Annotated in this window: 23 protein-coding genes; 4 read left to right on the top strand and 19 right to left on the bottom strand. The window is 64.2% G+C overall.

Going from position 1 to position 21,024, the window contains the following annotated elements; translation table 11 throughout:
* Positions 1–4: 4 nt before the first annotated feature.
* The 7 genes from ABIA40_RS34970 to ABIA40_RS34940 form a co-directional block, all read right to left on the bottom strand.
* Positions 5–868, bottom strand: a complete 864-nt coding sequence (locus ABIA40_RS34970) for a metal ABC transporter solute-binding protein, Zn/Mn family (protein ID WP_404546430.1) — start codon at positions 866–868, stop codon at positions 5–7.
* Positions 869–870: 2 nt separating this feature from the next.
* Positions 871–1,740 (bottom strand): metal ABC transporter permease, encoded by an 870-nt coding sequence (locus tag ABIA40_RS34965; RefSeq protein WP_404545789.1) that lies wholly within the window; start codon positions 1,738–1,740, stop codon positions 871–873.
* Between the two features lie 6 nt (positions 1,741–1,746).
* Entirely contained in the window at positions 1,747–2,502 is a 756-nt protein-coding gene (locus ABIA40_RS34960; protein ID WP_275510683.1) for a metal ABC transporter ATP-binding protein, read from the bottom strand.
* A gap of 2 nt (positions 2,503–2,504) precedes the next feature.
* Entirely contained in the window at positions 2,505–2,747 is a 243-nt protein-coding gene (locus ABIA40_RS34955; protein WP_157282926.1) for a hypothetical protein, read from the bottom strand.
* Positions 2,748–2,802: 55 nt separating this feature from the next.
* Complete coding sequence (locus ABIA40_RS34950) at positions 2,803–3,303, bottom strand: hypothetical protein (RefSeq protein ID WP_404545787.1); 501 nt, start codon at positions 3,301–3,303, stop codon at positions 2,803–2,805.
* Positions 3,300–3,911 (bottom strand): permease, encoded by a 612-nt coding sequence (locus ABIA40_RS34945; RefSeq protein ID WP_271545750.1) that lies wholly within the window; start codon positions 3,909–3,911, stop codon positions 3,300–3,302. Before ABIA40_RS34945 ends, ABIA40_RS34950 begins: the two co-directional genes overlap by 4 nt.
* A gap of 236 nt (positions 3,912–4,147) precedes the next feature.
* Positions 4,148–4,744 carry a superoxide dismutase gene (locus ABIA40_RS34940; RefSeq protein WP_027573470.1) on the bottom strand — a complete coding sequence of 199 codons (597 nt, stop codon included), beginning with the start codon at positions 4,742–4,744 and terminating at the stop codon, positions 4,148–4,150.
* Positions 4,745–4,989: 245 nt separating this feature from the next.
* Here ABIA40_RS34940 and ABIA40_RS34935 point away from each other — a divergent pair, with 245 nt between their 5' ends.
* From ABIA40_RS34935 to ABIA40_RS34925, 3 genes are all read left to right on the top strand, one after another.
* Positions 4,990–5,517 (top strand): GNAT family N-acetyltransferase, encoded by a 528-nt coding sequence (locus ABIA40_RS34935; protein ID WP_404545784.1) that lies wholly within the window; start codon positions 4,990–4,992, stop codon positions 5,515–5,517.
* An 82-nt stretch (positions 5,518–5,599) separates the two neighbouring features.
* Positions 5,600–6,985 (top strand): MATE family efflux transporter, encoded by a 1,386-nt coding sequence (locus ABIA40_RS34930; protein WP_271545754.1) that lies wholly within the window; start codon positions 5,600–5,602, stop codon positions 6,983–6,985.
* 109 nt (positions 6,986–7,094) lie between these two features.
* On the top strand, positions 7,095–7,529 hold the full coding sequence (locus tag ABIA40_RS34925) for a DUF2147 domain-containing protein (RefSeq protein WP_404545782.1): 435 nt from the start codon (positions 7,095–7,097) through the stop codon (positions 7,527–7,529).
* On the opposite strand, the gene ABIA40_RS34920 is transcribed toward ABIA40_RS34925, so the two are convergent.
* The 10 genes from ABIA40_RS34920 to ABIA40_RS34875 form a co-directional block, all read right to left on the bottom strand.
* Positions 7,526–8,677 carry a DUF3095 domain-containing protein gene (locus ABIA40_RS34920; RefSeq protein ID WP_404545780.1) on the bottom strand — a complete coding sequence of 384 codons (1,152 nt, stop codon included), beginning with the start codon at positions 8,675–8,677 and terminating at the stop codon, positions 7,526–7,528. The genes ABIA40_RS34925 and ABIA40_RS34920 overlap by 4 nt on opposite strands.
* Before the next feature lie 342 nt (positions 8,678–9,019).
* Entirely contained in the window at positions 9,020–9,223 is a 204-nt protein-coding gene (locus ABIA40_RS34915) for a hypothetical protein (protein WP_404545778.1), read from the bottom strand.
* A gap of 126 nt (positions 9,224–9,349) precedes the next feature.
* A complete protein-coding gene (locus tag ABIA40_RS34910) occupies positions 9,350–10,072 on the bottom strand; it encodes an SDR family NAD(P)-dependent oxidoreductase (RefSeq protein ID WP_157282950.1) in 723 nt (240 codons plus the stop codon).
* Entirely contained in the window at positions 10,065–11,447 is a 1,383-nt protein-coding gene (locus ABIA40_RS34905) for a class I adenylate-forming enzyme family protein (protein ID WP_404545776.1), read from the bottom strand. The genes ABIA40_RS34910 and ABIA40_RS34905 overlap by 8 nt, the downstream gene beginning before the upstream one ends.
* Positions 11,434–11,679, bottom strand: a complete 246-nt coding sequence (locus tag ABIA40_RS34900; protein WP_015688794.1) for an acyl carrier protein — start codon at positions 11,677–11,679, stop codon at positions 11,434–11,436. The genes ABIA40_RS34905 and ABIA40_RS34900 overlap by 14 nt, the downstream gene beginning before the upstream one ends.
* A 143-nt stretch (positions 11,680–11,822) precedes the next feature.
* Positions 11,823–13,628 carry a long-chain-acyl-CoA synthetase gene (locus ABIA40_RS34895; RefSeq protein ID WP_404545773.1) on the bottom strand — a complete coding sequence of 602 codons (1,806 nt, stop codon included), beginning with the start codon at positions 13,626–13,628 and terminating at the stop codon, positions 11,823–11,825.
* Between the two features lie 210 nt (positions 13,629–13,838).
* The gene (locus ABIA40_RS34890) at positions 13,839–14,114 is read right to left on the bottom strand and encodes a DUF3551 domain-containing protein (protein ID WP_271545764.1); all 276 of its coding nucleotides are present in this window, start codon (positions 14,112–14,114) and stop codon (positions 13,839–13,841) included.
* A 176-nt stretch (positions 14,115–14,290) separates the two neighbouring features.
* Entirely contained in the window at positions 14,291–16,165 is a 1,875-nt protein-coding gene (gene htpG, locus ABIA40_RS34885) for a molecular chaperone HtpG (RefSeq protein WP_404545772.1), read from the bottom strand.
* 108 nt (positions 16,166–16,273) lie between these two features.
* Positions 16,274–16,696 (bottom strand): hypothetical protein, encoded by a 423-nt coding sequence (locus ABIA40_RS34880; RefSeq protein ID WP_404545770.1) that lies wholly within the window; start codon positions 16,694–16,696, stop codon positions 16,274–16,276.
* A gap of 310 nt (positions 16,697–17,006) precedes the next feature.
* Positions 17,007–17,954: an MBL fold metallo-hydrolase gene (locus ABIA40_RS34875; RefSeq protein ID WP_275498098.1), complete on the bottom strand. Its 948-nt coding sequence runs from the start codon at positions 17,952–17,954 to the stop codon at positions 17,007–17,009.
* 202 nt (positions 17,955–18,156) lie between these two features.
* On the opposite strand from ABIA40_RS34875, the gene ABIA40_RS34870 reads away from it, so the two are divergent.
* Complete coding sequence (locus ABIA40_RS34870) at positions 18,157–19,104, top strand: LysR family transcriptional regulator (protein WP_404545769.1); 948 nt, start codon at positions 18,157–18,159, stop codon at positions 19,102–19,104.
* A gap of 254 nt (positions 19,105–19,358) precedes the next feature.
* Here the strand turns inward: ABIA40_RS34870 and ABIA40_RS34865 are convergent, their stop codons facing one another.
* Both ABIA40_RS34865 and ABIA40_RS34860 read right to left on the bottom strand, forming a co-directional pair.
* On the bottom strand, positions 19,359–20,018 hold the full coding sequence (locus tag ABIA40_RS34865) for an SRPBCC family protein (protein ID WP_404545767.1): 660 nt from the start codon (positions 20,016–20,018) through the stop codon (positions 19,359–19,361).
* A 14-nt stretch (positions 20,019–20,032) separates the two neighbouring features.
* Positions 20,033–20,947: an SDR family oxidoreductase gene (locus ABIA40_RS34860; protein ID WP_404545765.1), complete on the bottom strand. Its 915-nt coding sequence runs from the start codon at positions 20,945–20,947 to the stop codon at positions 20,033–20,035.
* Positions 20,948–21,024 lie beyond the last annotated feature (77 nt).

Genomic DNA, 21,024 nt, shown 5'->3' with positions numbered 1-21,024 from the left:
TGCCCTAGTGGTCAAGCGCGCTGGTCAGGGCCTTTATATTGTGCCTGACCATGTCAATGTAAGTGGGTGCAGGGCCCTTTTCGCCGGTCAAACCGTCCGAAATCAGGGTGCCGCCGACCTTGGCGCCGGTCTCGGCGGCGATCCGCCGGATCAGGCGATCGTCGCTGATATTTTCAAGGAACACGGCGGGGATTTTCTGGGCCTTGATCTGGCCGATGATGGCGGCGATATCTCGCGCGCCCGGCTCGGTCTCCGTGGAGACGCCCCGGGGGGCGATGAACCGGATACCGTACTCGGCGGAAAAATAGCCGAAGGCATCGTGGGTGGAGATGACCTTGCGCCGCTCCGGCGGGATTTTTGCGACGGCGTCGCGGACCTCGCGGTCCAGTGTTTCGAGCTTTTCCAGATAGGCCTTGACCTGGCCGCGGAAGAACTCCGCGTCGTCAGGAGCGGCCGCGGCGAGCGCGCTTGCAATGTCGGTGACGTAGATCCTGGCGTTCGGGATGGACTGCCAGGCGTGGGGATCAGCGGCCGCACCCATTTTCAGCGGCGTGATGCCGGCGCTTGCAGTCACGACCTTCGCCTTGCTGCCGGAGGATTGCACGAGGCGCGGCAGCCAGCCCTCCAGCCCGAGCCCGTTGACAATGACGAGCTTCGCCGCCGCGACCCGCTTGGCATCGCTAGGGGTCGGCGCATAGACGTGGACATCGCCGTCGGGCCCGACCAGCGTCGTCAGGTTGATGCGGTCACCACCGACATTGCGGACGAAATCGCCGAGGATCGAGAAGCTCGCGACGACGTTGAGCCGCTCCGCGGCCTCAAGCGGCGAGGCGATCAGCAACAGCGCACAAACCAGGATGAAACGCATCGTCATGCTTCCAGATGCCGGCCGGGAAACAGCTGCCGGACGATGCCGCCGACGCGGCCGAACAGGACGGAGACGATGTAGAGCACCGTCGCCACGAGGATGATCGCGGGGCCCGAAGGCACGCGGGTCTGGAACGAGAGCACAAGGCCGGCATAGCCGGACACCGCAGCAGCAATGACGGCGATGCAGATCATCGCGGTGAGATCGCGCGACCAGAACCTTGCGATGCCCGCAGGCAGGATCATCAGACCCACCGCCAGCAGCGTGCCCAGCGCCTGGAAGCCGTTGACGAGGTTGATGACGACCAGCGCCAGGAAGGCGAGATGGGCCGGGCCGCCGGCCCGGCTCACCGTGCGCAGGAACAGCGGATCGACGCTCTCGATCACGAGCGGGCGGTAGATCACCGCGAGCACCAGGAGCGTGATCGTGGCGTTGAAAGCCACCACTAACAGCGTCTGATCGTCCATTGCGAGGATGTTGCCGAACAGCACGTGCAGGAGATCGATGTTGGTGCCCTTGATCGAGACGATGGTGACGCCGAGCGCAAGCGAAGCGAGATAGAAGGTGGCGAGCGAGGCGTCCTCCTTCAGCCCGGTCGAGCGTGCGACGACGCCAGCGAGGATCGCGACGGCAAAGCCGGCAATCAGGCCGCCAGCGGTCATCGCGAACAGATTGAGGCCGGAGAGCAGGAAACCGATTGCGGCGCCGGGCAGGATCGCATGCGCCATGGCGTCGCCGACAAGGCTCATCCGGCGCAGCATCAGGAACACGCCGATCGGCGCCCCCGCCAGCGCCAACGCGATCACCGCGGCGAGCGCGCGCCGCATGAACTCGAATTCGGTGAACGGACCGATCAGCGCGTCATAGAGCATCGGATATCAGGCCGCCCGCGAGCTGATATCATCGGCCGCGCAGGCCGCGGCGCTGTCGTCGAAGGCCTCGCACATCCGCATCGCGACCAGCAGGTTTTCCGGCGTCAGCACCTCCGCCGTGGGTCCCCACGCGACCGGGCCGCGCGCCAGCACCAGCGTTTCGGTGAAATGATTGCGCACCATCTCCATGTCGTGCAGTGCGGCGAGCACGGTGCGACCCTCGCCATGCCAGCGCCTCACCAGCGCGAGCAGATCGGCGGTGGTCTTGCTGTCGATGGCGTTGAAGGGCTCGTCGAGTACGATCAGGCTGGCATCCTGGAGCAGCACACGGGCGAACAGCACGCGCTGCATCTGACCGCCGGAGAGCGTGCCGATCGGGCGGTTCTCGAAACCGCTGAGGCCAACGGCTCCGATTGCCCGGAGAATCTTGTCGCGCGCGGCCTTGCCGATGCCGCCGAACAAGCCTGTGCCGCGCCACAGCCCGGTGCCGACGAAATCGAACACCGAGATCGGGAAGCTGCGATCGATCTCCGCGCTCTGCGGCAGATAGGCGATGTCGCGGGCATCGAGCCCGCCGAGATGGATCGTCCCGTCGAGCGGCCTCAGGATGCCGACGATGCCGCGCAGCAGCGTCGACTTGCCGGCCCCGTTCGGGCCGATCACCGCGACCAGCGCGCCCGGCGCGACCTCGCCGCTGAGATGATGCACGGCGGGGTGCCGGTCATAGCCGAGCGTGACGTTGTGAAAGTGCAACGCGGCCATCGTCACCTCATCGCCAGCAAGACGATGCCCCACAGCACGGCACAGACGGCGAGCGCGGCCGCGAGGCGGCCCGCCATGGTCATGCGCAGGATCGACCAGGGCGCGGCCTGGGCCGGATGCGGCGAGGCCGCATCGTGGACATGGGCGTGGGCGTGATCGTGCCCGTGCGAATGTCCATGGCCGTGACCATGGGAATGACCATGAGCATGGTCGTGCTGGTGGGCGTGAGACGCGGCGGGAGCCATTTGCGGACGTTATATTATAACATTACGACTGTCCACGGCGGGCTGCCATTCCGCTTCACGGCTTGCTGATCACCATGGCGATAGCGGCCGCCACGAACGGGAACGGCACCGACACGGCGCAGCGGAACCAGACGAAACGGGCCGGCATGAACGGGATCTCCCACAGGATCACCCGCTGGAAGGCGAACAGCGCCCAGGCGACGACGTAGGCGACCACCTGCGGCACGCCGCCGCCCGACTTCAGCGCCACCGCGCCGATGGAAAAGCCGACCACGGGGCCGCCGGGCGTGGCGGCGCCGGCGACCACAGCGGTGGCAACCCCGAGCCAGCCGCTATCCGGGCCGAGCCAGCTGGTGATCACCTCCTGCGGGATGATGGCGGCGATGTAGCCGGAGCCGATCACGCCAAGCGCGATCCGCGGCACGATGTTGACGAAATCCATCGTACCTTCGCGCAAGGAGGCCACGAACACCGGGCGCCCACGACGAAAGGCGATCAGTCCGACGCCGAGCACCGAACCCCACAGCAGGACGTCGATCAGAAGCGCTGCGCTCAACTCTCGTCGTCCTTCGCGAGCGGCTTCGGATAGAGCCTGACATAGACGAAGCGGCCGAGGGCGCCGGCGAGCACTGGCAGCGGCAGCGAGATCACGATCCGCCACAGCGTGAAATCGGTGCCCATGATCGGGATTTCCCAGGCGACCGCCCGGCCATAGCCGATCAGCGTCCAGCTCACGACCATGGCGATGGTGGCGCCGAAATCGGCGCCGACCGCGAGCAGCGCACTAGCCACCGGGTAGGCCGTGAAGGGACCGCCGGGCAGAATTGCGCCGAAGGCGGTGCCGATCAGCAGGCCCATCAGGCCGGATTTCGGCCCGAGCGAGCGCGAGACCTTCTCGTGCGGCAGGATTTCCGAGATGAAGGCCCCTAACAGGCAGCCGGCGAGCACGCGCGGCAGGATGCCGGAGAACAACGAGAGATCGTGGGTGAGGATGTCCAGAACGCCGTCAGTGCCGTCCCGCCGCCAGACCAGTGCTGCACTCACCGCCACCAGAGCTGCGATGATGATGGTCGACCAGCCGATCGGCTTGCGGACCCGGCCCGGCCGCGGCTCGGATTCCGCGTCGCCGCCAGGCGCCGGATTGTTCGGGGAAGGTTCTGACAACGGGCTAGAGTCGCTCGAAGGTGATGCCCGTCCTGATTAAGGGCGCCGCCGGTGGGATGCAAACGGTGTGACGACAGACCCATGCGCGCGCCGCGCAGGGCAATTCCGCACAGCAAAAAGGCGGTCGCGCCTGCGACCGCCTTTGTTTCTGTCATTCCGGGGCGGCGAAGCCGAACCCGGAATCTCGAGATCCCGGGTTCGATGCTACGCATCGCCCCGGGATGACGGAGCAGGGCTCACGCCTTCTCGAATAGGGACTCCACGTATTCCCAGTTCACGAGGTTCTCGACGAACGCCTTGAGATAATCGGGACGGCGGTTGCGATAGTCGATGTAGTAGGAGTGCTCCCAGACGTCGCAGCCGAGGATCGGGGTGGCGCCGTGCACCAGCGGATTCTCGCCGTTCGGGGTCTTGGAGATCTCGAGCTTGCCATTCTTGACCTGGAGCCAGCACCAGCCGGAGCCGAACTGGCCGACGCCGGCTGCCTGGAAGTCCGTCTTGAACTTCTCGAAGCCGCCGAGGTCCTCGTTGATCTTCTTCTCGAGCTTGCCCGGCAGCTTGGTGCCGCCGCCATTGGGCTTCATCCAGCTCCAGAAGTGGATGTGGTTGTAGTGCTGGCCGGCATTGTTGAACACCGCGGGATTCTTGCCGAACGAGCCCTTGACGATCTCCTCAAGGGACTTGCCTTCCCATTCGGTCCCCTTGAGCGCGTTGTTGCCGTTGGTGACGTAGGCCTGATGATGCTTGTCGTGGTGATATTCCAGCGTCTCCTTCGACATGTACTGGCCGAGGGCGTCATAGGCGTAAGGGAGTGGGGGCAGCGTAAAGGTCATGGCTTCTTGTCCGCAACTGGTGGGGAACGAGTTCTAACGGTCACCCCTTATAGAAGGTTCCGCCACCATTAAATACCTCAGAATTTGCGAAAAGGCGTGACTTGGCGCGTCCTGCTTGAATGCACAAATTCGTCGCAACCGGCCGCCGTCGATCAGACCTGCGGTTCGCTGTAAAATATCATTGCCTTTGAGGCGCTTAAGACAGAACAAACGCGCCACGAAGCGGAGCTGTGGAGGACGAGGCCATGAGCATCGAGATCGACATATTGAACGGCGACGCCTCGTGGCCGATCGCCGAGCCGCTACTTCAGGCGGTCTGGGCACCGCAATTCGTCGCAGGCAAGCCCTGGGCTCAAGTCAAATGGGCCAATGCCGATCTCCGCGTGCTGGTCGAGACGCCCGAGGATGGTCTCGTGTGCCATGTCGGCATCTACTTCCGCACCATCACCTGGAATGGACAAAAGGTTCATATCGGCGGCATCGGCGGCGTCTCCACGCGCGAGGACCAGCGCGGCCGTGGCTATGCGACCATGGCGATCGACGCGGCGGTGCATACCATGCGCGCCAACGAGGCGGTTCGGTTCGCCCTACTGTTCTGCGAGCCGCACAATTTCGCGTTCTACGAGGCCCGGAGCTGGCTGCCGTTCAAAGGCGAGGTCTATTGCGAACAGCCGGAAGGGCGGATCCGGTTCACCTACATAGCGCCCTATGTCTTCCACATCGTGCGCGCGCCGACGCTGGGCACCATCGACCTATGCGGCCTGCCATGGTGAGCCCTGCGTGAGCCAGGGCTGGGCCGGCCGGCTCATTCTCTTATAATATGTCGGTCATCATTTAATTTTCCGCACGGTGGACATGACGATCGACGCCCCAGCAGATGCCGTCCCGCCGGTTGCGCCGGTCGCCTCCCCCATCGCCAGCCTCCTGACCGCGCCGATCCTGCCGACGCTGCTGCGGCTCGCGATCCCCAACATGATCGCGATGGTTGGGAGCACGCTGGTTGCGGTAGCCGAGACCTCCTATATCGGCCGGCTCGGCACCATCCCCCTCGCTGCGATCGCGCTGGTGTTTCCGTTCGCGATGCTGACGCAGATGATGAGCGCCGGCGCGATGGGCGGCGGCGTCTCCTCTGCGATCAGCCGCGCGCTCGGCGCAGGGGATCGCGACCGCGCCGCGACGCTGGCGCTGCATGCCGCCATCATCGGCCTTTGCGGCGGGCTGTTCTTCACGGTGATGATGCTCGCCTTCGGCCGCTCCTTCTTCTCGCTGCTCGGCGGACGCGAGCGCGTGCTCGAAGAGGCCAGCGGCTATTCGCAGGTGCTGTTCTCCGGCGCGGTCGCGATCTGGCTCGTCAACACGCTGGCCTCGGTGATCCGCGGTACCGGCGACATGCGCCTGCCTTCGATGATTCTGATCGGGGCGAGCGTGCTGCAGATCGTGCTCGGCGGCACGCTGGGGCTCGGCCTGTTCGGCGTGCCGCAATTCGGCATGCCGGGCGTGGCGAGCGGCCAGCTGATCGCGTTCAGCTGCGCGGCACTGTTCTTCCTCTGGTATCTGATGTCAGGCCGCAGCCGGCTGCCGCTCAATCTCCGCGCCTTCCATTTCGAGCGCGCGATGTTCCTGGACATTCTCAAAGTGGGCGCGGTGGCCTGCCTGTCGCCGCTCCAGACCGTGCTCACCATTCTGATCTTCACGAAGATCCTCGCGACCTTCGGCACCGAGATGCTGGCCGGCTACGGCATCGGCTCGCGGCTGGAATTTCTGCTGATCCCAATCACCTTCGCCTTCGGCATCGCCTCGGTGCCGATGGTCGGCATGGCGATCGGCGCCGGACATGTGAAGCGCGCGCGGCGTGTCGCCTGGACCGCGGCTGCGGCCTCAGGACTCACGGTGGGCCTGATCGGGCTCGTCGTTGCGCTCGCTCCGTCGCTGTGGGTCGGGCTCTTCACCCGCGATCCCGGCGTCACCGCCGCCGCGCACAGCTATTTCCACTGGGCAGGTCCGGCCTTCGTATTCTTCGGCATGGGCGTGTCGCTTTACTTCTCCTCGCAAGGCGCCGCACGCGTCGGCGGTCCCGTGCTCGCCTCCACGGCACGGCTTCTGATCGTCGCGATCGGCGGTATCGGACTGATGACCGCGCAGGCTCCGGCCTGGACCCTGTTCGCGCTGGTCGGCGGCGCCATGGTCGTGTTCGGGCTCTCGACCGCCGCCTCGGTCGCTTTCGCGCGCTGGGGCAAATGATCGCAGGTAAATAGGCGCAGGCAGATAAGCTCAGAAATGTGATTCCCTCGGACGTTGCGCGCGCTCGATTTGCTGCTATGGAGGCGCCTCCATTCCAGGGCTCCTCTCCATGACATTCAGATTCGCCGCTCTCACCGTCATTCTGGCTGCGCTGATCGGTGCGCCTTCCGCCTATGCGCAGAGCGCCGAAGGGACCTGGCTCACCCAGGCGGGCGATGCGCGCGTCAAGATCAGCAAATGCGGCGGCGGCATCTGCGGCCACATCGTCTGGCTGCGCGAACCCATGGACAGCGCGACCGGCCAGCCCGCCACAGACAGCAAGAATCCCAATCCCGCGCTGGCCAGGCGTCCGATGATCGGCCTGCCATTGTTCAGCGGCATGGAGCCGGCAGGACCGAACAAATGGTCGGGCCAGATCTACAATACCGACGACGGCAGCACCTATGCGAGCAACGTCAGCCTGACCGGCGCGGACGCGCTACGGGTCGAAGGCTGCGTCGGCGCGCTCTGCGGCGGTGAGACCTGGACGCGCGCGGGGCGCTAACCCGCTGCCATCATCGCCTTCAACGCCGTCGCCGCCGAGGCATAGCCGCCGCGCGCGCCGTCGATGAAATGGACGTGATCGCTGCGCAGCGCCGACGGCGCGAAGCAGGTCATCATCGCAGCGTCCTGCTGGTAGAGGCCGTAGCGCACGATGCCCTCGCGCGCGGCGGCTTTGAGACGATCGTTCAAGGCGCGCTCGAGCTGCGGCGTGCAGTCCAGGATCATGCGCAGGCCGTCGTCGTATTTACGGAAGTCCGAGTTCTCGACCACTTGGCGCTTGTAGAGGCTGGGCACGAAACCGCCGATCTTGATATCGAAGCGCATGATGAAATAAGCGAACAGCGTATAGGCCAGCACGCTGGCTCTGCGCGCGAGCAGCGGACCGCCGCGCCTGGTGCGGGCCTCGAATTCCACGCCCTGAGGCGGCCATTTCAGCGGGGGCCCCTGCGGCGGCACCGGCCGGCCGCCCTCCGGGCTTCGCTCGACGAGATGAATGATGTCCTCGATCACCTTGCGGAAGGCCTGCGGATCGACGCCACGCGCCGGCATCACCAGCACCGACAGGATCAGGCCGCGCGCCGCCGGCATCACCTCGAAACGACACGACAGGCCCGAAAGGTCCGGCTGCGTGCCGGCAGGCGCCTCCTCGACGGCAAACTCGCCGCGCTTCATCGCGGCGTCGGCCCAGGCGAGCCCGCCGCCCGAAAACATCGCATAGGACAGGTTGGCCGACGGCCCGAACCGGGCGACGCGCACATCGAGGCCGTGTGTGCGAATGACGCTGACCGGCACCAAGGCGACGCGCAGGGTCAGATCGAGGTCTTCGCGCACCCAGGTCGCGGTCGCAGCCAGCGCCTGGCGGGCAAGCTCGACATCGTCAGGCGCCACCGCGAAGCTGGCTCCGTCGCCGCCGAACACGAAGGGGAATTCCCGCCCCTCCAGCGCATTGGTCACCGCCGCGATCACGGCGGCACCCGCCATGTTCACGGCCTTGTAGCGCTGCGCCGCGATCGCCTTGGTCGAATCGACGATATCGGCAACACCGATGCTCCAGTCGTCCGGCAGCGGAGCATAAAGCGCAGGATCCATCAGGCTGGTGAAGCCTCGGAAGACGGGAATGCCGCCATAGAAGGACTCGCCTGAGCTCATCGGGATTGCCGGACTGTTGGAATGCGAAGCAAGATACGTGGCAGGATCGATCCGGGTTCGCTGGCTCGCGCCCCCTTTCGATCATTGGCCGAAAGTGGCCCGGACAACAAGATGCGGCCGGCTTTCAACGCCGCGGCGGGATCATTGATCGGCGTCAAACGACCACCGGGGGAGAGCGGCTATCGTCGGGCGGCCCCAAGGGGTTGCATGGAAAAATCGAGGTGTCCGACTTCAACAGCAAGGACTCTGCCATGCGCGAGCGCCGCATCCGCCGCCTCACCGAAGGACCGCCGGAATCTTCACACGAGCGGATTGACCTGCCGAAGCAGCGGCCGTGAGCGGCTAGTGCAGCTTCTCGTCCTGACGCTTGCGCAGCTGGGATGCAGGGACGTCGTGGCAGCCGATCAGGCGCACGAATTGCTGCGGATACGCCTCGTGGCCGTGATCGCCGGAATTCTGATGCGACATCGGCGGGCAGCGGACCTCATTCACACGCACCGGCTCTTTCAGGACCCGACTTGAAGCGCTCATGTTTGAAGTGGTCATCGACTGCTCCCCTTCGTTTAGGGCAGACCGATTGACGTAAACCAATCGATTGCGGGGCATCTTACGACCAAATCCGGCTGGCTGTCATTGCGCGTGATCAACGCAATTGTGGCAGTCGGGTTCCGCTTAGGCGGTATTGCCCGCGTCGATGGTGAACACGGTGCCGGTGACGTTGCGGCCGCCTTCGCCCAAGAGGTATTCCACCATGCGCGCGACGTCGTCCGTCTCCGGCAGCCGGCGCAGCGCGCTGCGGCCGGCGATGCGCTTGCGGCCTTCCTCGGAGAGATTGTGGGTGAGCTCGGTGTCGATGAAGCCTGGCGCGATCGCGTTCACGGTGATGCCGAGCTTGCCGACCTCACGGGCCAGCGAGCGGGTGAAGCCGGTCGCGGCGGCCTTGGTCGCGCCGTAGACGGACAGGCCGTTATAGCCTGTCGTCGCGATGATCGAGGAGATGTTGATGATGCGCCCCGCGCCGTCGGCCATCATTTGCCGGGCCACATATTTGGTGAGGATGATCGGCGACAGCACGTTGAGCTGCACCAGCGCCTCGATCTCGGAATTGTGCATGGTGGCCAGCAGGCCTTCGGTGCCGAGACCGGCATTGTTGACGAGGCCGTAGATCGGACCGAATTCGTCGCGCACGAGCTTTGCGAAGGCCGGGATTGCATCGATCACGGCAAGATCGCAGGCGCGGAAATGCAGGCGCCCGTCGGCCGCGGCGATGGCCGCCTTGAGCTCGTCGCTTTCGCGCCGCGCCGCCGCGATCACGTTGAAGCCGGCCGCGACAAGGCGCTTGCCGATCGCAAGCCCGATGCCGCGGCTGCCGCCGGTGACGAGAACGTTATGCATCGGTGCGCGCCAGTTTTCCGGCCGGGGTAACGTCGAGCGCCTCGACGAAGCGGAGCACCGCCGGCACCTTGTGGGATGCGAGCTGGGCACGGCACAGATCCAGGATCTGGTCGCGGATATCTTTTGCGCGCGCCGGATCGGTGCCCTCAGCGAGGATCACGTCCGCGACGACGATGCCGCCGGTGATCGGGCTCTTGCGCGACTTCGCGCGCGACATCCGCACGTCGGGATGGCGGTTGATCACGGCCTCGATCTCCTCGGGGTGGACCTTCAGTCCGCCGATGTTGATGATGCCGCCACGACGACCGACGAAATAATAGCGATCGCCGCGCAGCTCGACGATGTCGCCGCTATCGACAAAGCCGTCGTCGTCGGTGAGCGACGCCGCATTGCGGCCGATATAGGCATGGGCCGTGCGCGTTGAGCGGATGCGCAGCGAGCCGTCGACTACCTTCATCTCGACGCCGTCGCGGTTGCCGAGATAGTCGGCCGGAAAGCCTTCCAGCCCGTCATTGACGGCGAAACCGACGCCGGCCTCGGTCGAGGCATAGGCATGGCCGACGGACGCGTGGGGGAATGCCGCCTTCAGGCCGTCGAGCACGGCCTGGTCGGCGATCTCGCCGGAGAGGCGGACGTAAGCCGGGGCGAATTGCGCGGCCGAGCCGCTCATCAGGAGCTTGCGCCAGTGCGAGGGCGTGCCGGAGATATGCGAGACACCGCGCGCCTTCAGCCGCGCGACGTGATCGGCGAGCGCCTCATGGGGATCGGACAGCACCAACGAGCCGCCGGAGAGGATGGCACGGAGAAAGATTTGCAGGCCGCCATAGCGGCGGATGTCGTAGAACGTTGCCCAGACCGGTGCAGGTCCGCGCGACGGGCCTTCGGCGACGATCGCACCGGTCAAGGCTTCCAGCGTATGGCCGGCGATCTTTGGCACGCCCGAGGTGCCCGAAGTCAACATCAGCCATTCGGTGCCCCGCTCGGTCTTGGCAGGCGCCGCGGCTTGCGGCGGCAAGTGCGCGGTGACGACCAGCGGCACGCCGGACGCCGCCCAGCAATCGGGCTCGTCGGTGACGACGGCATCGATCCCCGCATCCGCGATCAAGGCGTCGAGATGCGCCGGATTGAGGTCGGGCGGACACAACAGCATGCGGCGGGCGATGCCGTCGAGCTCGATCATGGCTAGGCCGGATCGGAGCTGGTCCGACAGCTTGAGCAGCACGGCGCGGCCGGACAGGTCGTGCAGCCGGCCGCCCAAGACCGTCTGCGACAGGATGTCGGTCAGCGACACGACATCATGTGCATCGGAGATCGCGCGGCCTTTCAGCTCCGCGCCAAGATGGTCGCGAAGTGCAAAGATCTCACGCGGGGACATTTTCGTAGGCCCGCACGAAATCGCCCACCGTGGCGGGGAACGCTGCGTCCTCGGAAATGGTGAAGGGATCGACGCCGGTCTCGTCCTCGAGGCGGGCGACGAGGATGGCGAAGGCGAGCGAGTCAAAGCCCGTCTCATGCAGGGACAGATCGTCCGAGAGGGCGGGAAGCGTGACGTGCTGCTCCTTGGCGATCTGCTGGATCGCTTCAATGACCTTTGACCTTACCGACATGGTTGGCTCGCTTTGTTATCGATCTCGTTGTTGCGGCGGCTCTTGCTGACCGCCTCCCCATCGCGGTCTGTTTACCCGACAGAAGTAAATGGCTTCTTGGACAATTCAGATAAAATTGGACCTAACTCTCGATTTTGGTTGCCCTACAGCCTGATCGTACCGCCCGAGATGGCCGCATACGTCTCCGCGTCCAGCGCAACGTACGCGCCCGATGTCGGGTCGAGCATGAACAGCGGATCGGAGACCGCAGCCGGATCAAACCCTTCGCGGGCGAGCTCGCCCTTCTTCTGCTTGAAGGTCTCGGTGGCGTCGAGCTCGCGCGAGATGCGGATGAAGAGCGGGCGGGCGTAGACCGGCAGGCGCTGCGCGAGATGGGCGGGCAGCGCGGCGATGTCAAAGCCCTCGTTCACGACGATCGCGCTCATGCCGGCCCGGCCGTCGGCGCCGGGAATGCTGACGCCATAGGTGGTGGCATCGACGACGCCGGTGAAATCGCGCACGGCATCGTTCACCTCCGAGGTCGCGACATTCTCGCCCTTCCAGCGGAACGTGTCGCCGATACGGTCGACGAAATGGAAGAATCCCTTGTCGTCCATCCGCATCAGATCGCCGGTGCGGAACCAGGCATCGCCCTTGACGAAGACATCACGCAAGACTTTTTTCTCGGTCTCACCGGCATCGGTGTAGCCCTCGAAGCGCCCACCGCCCTCGTCCGCGGTGCCGATGCGGCCGATGGCTTCGCCGGCCTCGCCGCGGCTGCAGGCGATGCAGAAGCCCTCTTCATTGCGCAGCGGCGCGCCGCTATCGGGGTCAAGCTTGACGAGACTTGCAGGAAAGCGGTGCGCGAGCAGCGCCGGGACGCGGCCGATCGCACCCGGCTGGCCCTCGACGTTGAACAGCGAGAAATTGCCTTCGGTCGCAGCGTAGAATTCGAGGATGCGTGGAATGGCGAAACGCGCCTGGAAATCCTCCCAGATATCGCCGCGCAGACCGTTGCCGCAAGCGAGCCGCAGGCGGTGCCGGTTCTCGTATTCCGAGGGCGCGGCCTTGAGCAGATAGCGGCAGAGCTCGCCGATATATTGAAACAGCGTGCAGTCGTGCCGGACGATGTCGGACCAGAAATGCGAGGCCGAGAATTTCTCGGCGATCACCACCGAGCCGCCGGCGGCCAGCATGCTGCACGGCGCGACGATGCCGCCGACCGAATGGAACAGCGGCAGACAATCGTAGAGTCGATCCTGCGGCGTCGCGCCGGTGAGGCCGGCGAACCAAAACCCCCAATTGAGGATGCGGCGGTGGCTGATGCTGGCCGCTTTCGGCAGGCCGGTGGTGCCGGAGGTGTAGATCAGCAGCGCACGGTCGTCGATGGTGACCTGGCCATGCTCCTCCGGCGATAGCGGGCCGTCGTCGAGAACGGCAAGCGCGACGTCGATCGCACGTTCGCTGCGGCTATCGCCATGCGTCCAGACTTTTGCCCCCGTCTTCAGATGCGGAGCCGCGCTGTCCAGCATTCCCGTCAGCACATGCGCAACGATGACATGCATCGGCTTCGCGACATCAAGGCAGTGCGCGAGCGATTGCCCGACGAGCTTGGTGTTGATCAGTGCGACCACACCGCCGACGCGACTGATGCCGAGCCAGGCCGCGACATAGTCGATGCCGTTCGGCATGATCAGCGCAACGGTATCGCCCTTGGACAGGCCGACCGAGCGCGCCCAGCGGGCGTAGCGATTGATTCTCTTCGAGAGGCCTGCGTAATCGAGGCTTGCCTCGTCCGCCACCAGAGCGACGCGGTTCGGCTGGCGTTGCGCCCAATCGTCGACGACGTCGGCGAACAGACGGCCCGGCAGCGTTTCGATCCGCGCGGTGAGCTCGATCGCCCTCAACCAGATCTTGGAAGCCGACGGTGCGCGCGCGGCTTTCGGCTGCTCGATGACGCCGGTGGTCATATTGCTTACTCTTTCGGGCGGTCTGCGGTGTTCGACAGCTTAGCCCGCGCGCCCTGACCCAGGCGTTAAGAGACAAGGTAAACTCGGTTAGGGCGCGGTTAACTGTCAACAGCCCGCAACCAAGATCGCACCCGCCGGCAGCGTACTGGCGGGTGTGATCAGGTCGAAAGAGTGATGAATGCAGACGTCGCGGCTTTGGTCCCGCTCGGCTCAGTGCACCTTCTTGGGACGTCGGCGGGGCGGCGGCGATTCGTTGAAGGCGTAATAGGGATTGAGGTCGCAGGTCGCGGCAAGGCCCGAGGCCGTGGCGCGGCACTGCTCCAGCGAGGTAAACGAGCAGTCGTAATAGTCACTTCCTCCGCCACCAGGGCCACCGACGTAGCGGTGCATGCAGACGGGATAGGCCGGATCGTATCGCTGCGCGCTGGCATCCGCCGCGCCCAGCAGCGTGGAGATCGCGGTAAGAGTGAGGAATGACAAGCGCATGGGGAAATCCTCGAATTGGTGACGTCGCATCATATGACACAACATCTCGCCGTCCGCGACTGTTCCTAAGACCTGATGACGTCAAGGTGAGCGGGACGCGCAGCGCCGGAAGCGATGCGCGCCGAGCGACCTGACGACCTAGGTCAAGCGCGGTCGAATGATGCTGCGAGGCAGCGTTAGCCGCCGAGCCCCTGCAACACCAGCCGGTTCAGCCGCGCCGCGAACGCTGCCGGGTCTTCCGGCAATTCGCCGTCCAGGATCTGCGCCTGCTCGAGCAGGAGCAGGCTGATATCGTCGACGACTGTCGAAGCCTGCGCCTTGGTGACCGCGGTGACCAGCGGATGGCGCAAATTGATCTCGAGGATCGGCTTGGTCTTCATGCCGCGGTTCTGCTGCGACAAGATGCGCTCGAGCTCGCGGCTCGGGCCCTGGCTGTCGGCGACGAGGCAGGAGGCCGAGCTGGTCAGGCGCGTCGAGACCTTGACGTCGCTGACGCGCTCGCCCAGCGCGGCCTTGATCACCGCGATGGTGGCTGCTTCGTCCGCAGCCGGCTCGTCCTTCTTCGCCTCGTCCTTATCGTCGATACGCGGAATCAAATCGAGATTGAGATCGCCCTGGCTCAGCGACTTCAGCGGCTTGCCTTCGAAATCCGAGGGCATCGAGGTCCAGAACGCGTCGACGGGATCCGACAGCAGCAGCACCTCGATGCCGCGCGCGGTCGCAGCTTCCAGCCGCGGATTGGACTTCAGCCGCTCGATGCTGTCGCCGACGAGATAATAGATCTCGGTCTGGTTCGGCTTGAAATCGGCGATGACCTGCTTCAGCGACCGCTTCTCGCCCGACGTGGTGGTGAAGCGCGACAGCGACAGCAGCTTTTCGCGACGCTCGAAATCCTCGTAGATGCCTTCCTTCAGTACCGCGCCGAAGGCGTCCCAGATCTTGGCAAAATTCTCCGGGTCCTTGTCGGCGAGGCTTTCGAGCTCGGACACCACCCGCGTCGCCACCGCCTTGCGGATCTGCGCCAGCTGCGGATTGTTCTGGAGCATCTCGCGCGAGATGTTGAGTGGAAGATCCTCGCTGTCGACCACGCCGCGGACGAAGCGCAGGTACCCCGGCAAGAGGTCGGCATCGTCGGTGATGAAGACGCGCCGCACGTAGAGCTTCACGCGGCCCTTGCGGTTCGGCTCGAACAGGTCGAACGGCTTGGTCGAGGGCGCGAACAGCAGCACCGCGTAGGAGTAACGTCCTTCCGCGCGGTAGTGCAGCGTCATCGCGGGATCGTCGAAGGCAGAGGCGATCTGCTGATAGGCCTTCTTGTAATCGTCAGCCGTCAGCTCCGACTTGGAGCGCTGCCACAACGCGCTCGCCGAGTTAATCTGGCGCGGCTCGCCTTCTTCAGGCACCAGCTCGATCGGAAACAGGATGTTGTCGGAATAGGCGGTGACGATACGCTCGATCTCGTAGGTCTCGAGATATTTCTTGGAATCGTCCTTCAGGTGCAGGACGATCTCGGTGCCGCGCGTCAGGCGCGCCGCTTCCTCGTCGCTGGCACGGGCGATCTCGAAGCCGGAGCCGCCGGAGGACGTCCAGGTCCAGACATCGCTCTCGCCGGCGCGGCGGCTGATCACGACGATCTTCTCGGCGACCATGAAGGCGGAATAGAAACCGACACCGAACTGGCCGATCAGGCCGAGCCCGTCCTTGGCCTCTTTCAGCTTGGACACGAACGCCTTGGTGCCGGAGCGGGCGATGGTGCCGAGATGGTCGATCAGCTCCTGCCGCTCCATGCCGATGCCGTTGTCGGCGATCGTGAGCGTCTTGGCCGTCTTGTTCGGGGTGATGCGGATCTTGAGTGCGCCGCCTTCGCCTAGCAGGGCGGGACTGGCGATGGCCTCGTAGCGCAGCTTGTCGCAGGCATCGGAGGCGTTGGAAATGAGCTCGCGGAGGAAGATGTCGGTTTCCGAATAGACGGAGTGCACCATCAGGTGCAGCAGTTCGGAAACTTCGGCCTGGAAAGGCTGCGTATGCACAGCCGTATCTGACGTCGTCATGCGCTTACCCGGTCAAACAAAAGGGAGGGAACCCGGATATAGCGCGAGGCAATGGCGGATCAAGAGGATGTGAAGCCTGGGTCTGCCAGCCACCCCTGGCGGGGTGGGTCAGGTCACGCAGCGGCCGGGCTGGAGGAGCCTTGCGACCTCGGTCAGCGAGCTGACCATCGGCTCACAGGCGATCGTCGGCTTGTTGCGAGGCTTCTTCTGGTTCTGGAGCAGCACCGGCGTCTTGGCATTGCCGGTCTCGATGACCGCGGGAACCCGCAGCAGAACCGACGTATCCGCGAGGTCATTCAGCCGCATCGAGACCGTGCGGGTGGGAACAGCTGCCGGCTTGATCTCGGCGAGCCGGTCTGCCTTGGCGGTGCGGTTGACGTCGTGGCCCACAGCGACGCTGGAACTGTGGCTGGGGAGGTCGGCGACCGCCTGCCAGCGGTCTGCGAGATCGTGCCCGGAGGCCAGCTGCACGGCACCGAGGGTGGCAACGACCGCAATTGCGCTCAAAAAAACCTTTTGAATCTGTGACATGGCTGCCGATCCCTCGCCCCATGGCGGGCACGGGAACAACGCCGCCGCAGGATCGGGGGTTCTCAACAGCAACGATCACTTAACCGTGTGCGGAAAATGCCGCAGACCGGCAAAATAATTCGCGAGCCCTGGAACGACTTTCGCGCGCAGGAGTCATCTCAGCAGCCGGCTATTCCCCCCTGCCCCATAAGCCGGCGACGTAGGGCGCGACTGTGGTGATGCCAGTCGCGCCTTACTTTTTTCTGCAGGACATCCGTCCCATGTGTCACCGCCCCCGCCGGGAGCAGCGGTTTCGCCCCTCCTTCGAAATTCAGTCGAACTGCCAATTCGCAGGAACCCAAGCGTAGCCGCCGTCGGTTCTCAGTATTCGGCCGAGACCGGGGAAGGGGTAATGGAATCCCAGGACGAGAAGCTTGTCCGCTGCCGCGCGGTCGAAAATACGGCGGCGCGACTGCAATGCGGCATCCTTGTCACGATCGGGGCCTGGTCGCCAATTTCGATCAACATTGACGACCGGATGATATGCGAGATCGGCGGTCAGCAAGAGCTGGCTTGACCCTGAATGAACGAGGAACGTCGCCATCCCGGGCGTATGCCCCTGCGCTGCCAGCGTGGTCAACCCAGGCACGATCTCCGTTCCGGCCTGATACAACACGGCGTCGGTCGCAATCGGTTCTACGCTGCGCTTGATGGCCTCACCGAATCGTCGGCGGAATTCCGCATTTACAGGCATGTATGAAAGGTCGGGCTCGCCGCGGACGAAGAAATTCCAATCGGCTTCGGGCAGATACACCGTTGCACGCGGGAATGATTTGCCGCCGTTGGCGTTTCGTAGATTACCGACATGGTCCGGATGCGTGTGCGAGACGACGACGACGTCGATATCCTCCGGCTTCAAGCCAACAGCCGCGAGGTTGCCAAACACTCGCCCACCGTTCGGTCCCATCGTCTGCGCTGCGCCAGCCTCGATGAGAACGCGACGGCCGCCCGTCTCGATCAGAAGCGTGTTGAGATTGAGCGTCATCACGTCCGTAGGGAGGAATGCGCGGATCAGTGCCTCCTGAAGCTCCATTTCCGGCGCATCGTTGGCGTAGATCCTGGGCGGGCCAGAAAGGAGCCCGTCGCTGAGCACGGTCGCCTGGATGTCCCCGACGCGAAATCGATAATATCCGGCATTGTTCGCCGCACTGCCCGGTGCTGCCGCCTTGGCGCCACCGCCGGTTGCCAGCACGGGGAGCGCCGCAGCAGCGGTCAGCATGATCTTGCGGCGGTTGATCGAGTAGGCGCTCAAGACAAACTCCTTCTGTCATTCGAATTGCCGAGCGCCGGAGACGCTACCGGGCGGCTGAGACGCCACGAACCTAGGGGATGCGACGAATTGCAGAAAGTGGCCCACCGCGATAAACGTTATTCACTAACTGGAAAACGTGCATCAGAAGTGACCCTTCGATGAGGAGCCCGTGGATCGTCCGTCAACCGATGACATCCTCTATCGCGTCGATCTCAACCTGTTGGTGATCTTGAAGACGCTGCTCGAAACGCGCAGCGTCACCAAGACTGCAGAACGAAGCCAAATGAGTCAGCCCGCCGTCAGCAGAGCATTGGCGAAGCTGCGCAAGGTCTTTGACGATGCGCTGCTCGTGAAAGCTGGAACGACAATGCGGCCCACAGTCCGCGGCGGCGAACTTCTCGAACCGATACAGAAGGCTCTGGCGGGCGTCAGCGACGTGCTCGCCAACCGGTCCGAGTTCGACCCGACCTCGAGTGAGCGCGTCTTTCGTATTGCCACGACGGATTACGGAGCGACGGTCATCCTTCCGCGACTTGCACATCTCATGACTTCCGAAGCGCCGAGGACAAGTCTTGAAATCACGCCCGTCGATGCGCAGACTTTCAGAAGCCTTGGAGAGGTGAACATCGACCTTGCGCTCTATAGCGATAACCCGCTCCCAACCAGTCTTCGTACCCGAGACCTTTTCCGGGAGCGCTTCGCATGCCTGGTACGCGCCGGCCATCCCGCCGTCAGGCGGTCCAAAGCAGGGCGGATGCGTCTGGACGACTACGTCGCATTCTCCCACATCCTCGTGACCGTGGTTGGGGGCAGAGCTGGTCCGGTCGATACCGCGCTCGCAACGCTTGGCCATATCAGGCACATCGCGGTGCGGTTACCCTATTTCGCCACGGCAGCTCTTGTGGCGTCAACCTCCGATCTCATTTTGACGATCCCACGCCGTGCCGCGCAAAATTTCTCAGGTGACCCGCGCCTTCGCCTGATCGAACCTCCCTTGGAGCTTCCCAATTTCGATTATCGGATGGTATGGCACGAGCGAACGCATTCGGAGCCGGGCCACGCCTGGCTCCGTCGACTCGTCTTGAAGGCCGTCCGGTCAAACACGCCTTTGTCTTGATCATTGGAAAACGGATGCCTGCGGCGCTGTCGGGATGCCTGTTCATCGGCAGGTGCATCCTTCCTGATCCAATGATCGGCCGTTCAGTAAACGAAGACCGCGCCGACCGCGAGCAAAGAGGCCACGAGGGTCAGACGAATGCCGAAGTCGAAGGCGGCGATCCATTGCATCAGGGGCCTCCAAAGCTACTGCGCTCAATCAAATGACGAACGGAAGATTGCTCGTTGGTCGCTCGGTCAGACTCAAAAGAGCGCTCAGGACGACCGCGCGCTTCGCTTTTGAGCGAGGTCCGTCACTGCCTTGTCTCGCATTGCTTGCAAGCCGACCTCCATGAACCTGCGAAAGTCGTTCTGGACGTAAGGGCGGATGAGATAGCCGTCCGGCCAGATCTTGGGCCGGAACGAATAGGTCCAGCGCACGCGGGTGGCCTGGCCGTTACCGACGAACTCCAGCTCGCTCACCGCATACCTGATGTAGCGCCCGGTACGGTTGGTAAGATTCCATATCTGATATTGCAGAAGCTGCGGCTTGCGGTCCGTAATCTCTTCCAGCGCACTGTTATTGTCCGAGAATACGATTCGGCGGCGGTCGCCTGGCTTGCTCCAGCCACCGCTCAACGACTCGGTGCTCACTACGCCGGGCACATTGTCAGTCCCGGTAAGAAACGAGCCGAATGCGGCGGCGCCACGGTCAGCGAACCAGGCCGTTACGGACGTCAAGGGTGCCTGGATCTCGGTTTCGACGCTGACCTTCTCGAAGTCCGCGCTGCGCTCCAATTCCGGCCGAGCGACATCATGTGCTTGGTCGAGCCTCGCTGCAGACGGCACCGGATCGGCGCCGACCAAGGACGCGCCGCACCCGCCCAGAGCCAATGAGACGATGGCGCAAATCGAGGCAGCGTTTCGTCTGATCATGATAGCCGAACAGCTCATGAAAATCGAACGCCTGTGAGCTTTTCGGAAACCTCCCAGAGCCGCGCGGACGCGGCCGCGTCTTTGGCTTGCCGAGGCACTCGTGCGGCTGCCGGCACGCCGCGCGTCTCGCCCAGTCTATCCGGACCGAAATAGCCTCCAGGTTCGGCGAGCGGAGACGTCGCCGCGAACAGCGTCGGCAGCGCCCCTTGAGCTGGCGATTGAAATAGGAACCAGAGGAAGGATCGAGCGAGGCCCTGCAAACTGCGAGGTCCGGCGCCGTTTGGAATCAACTCGGTGCGGGCGATGCCGGGGTGCGCGGCGATGCTCCTGATTCCCCATCCAGAGACATCGCTTCTGGTCTGAAGCGCGAACGCGAACATGAGGCACGCGAGCTTTGATTGACTGTAAACCCGCATGGGTCTGTACTCGCGCTCCGCCTGAAGATCGTCGAAGTCGATGACGCCGCTCCGGGCGGCCAGGCTCGAAAGGTTGACGACGCGCGGCTCCTTGCCGTTGCGCAACAACGGAAGGAGCTGCGCCGTCAGCGCAAAGTGGCCAAGATAGTTGGTCCCGAACTGTAGCTCGAAGCCGTCTCTCGTCGCCTTCCGCAGAGGTGGCGCCATGACGGCGGCGTTGTTGATGAGCATGTCGAGGCTCGACCGTTGGGCTCGCATCCGACAGCCAAAATCCTTCACCGACTTCAGGCTCGCGAGGTCGAGCTCTTCAAAGCGGATCTTGGCGTCGGGAAAGGCGGCTCGGATTCGCGCAATGGCGCTCGAACCCTTCTCCAGGCTACGGCCTGCGATGATGATCTCACAGCGGGCACGCGCCAATGCCAACGCGTCTTCAAAGCCAATTCCCCCAGTTCCGGTGATGACGGCTGACCGCCCCAACTGAGAGGGAATATCTTTGATGGACCAATCCGGCATGGCTTCTCTGCACGTTCACTAAGCTTGGCACGCGGCGCCTATTACACCAGGTGTAGCTTTTATTGCACTGCGTGCGA

The organism is Bradyrhizobium sp. USDA 223 (assembly GCF_044909005.1).
Lineage (GTDB): Bacteria > Pseudomonadota > Alphaproteobacteria > Rhizobiales > Xanthobacteraceae > Bradyrhizobium > Bradyrhizobium yuanmingense.
Note: the sequence above shows the minus strand (reverse complement) of the source record. Positions and strands in the feature narration are given on the sequence as shown.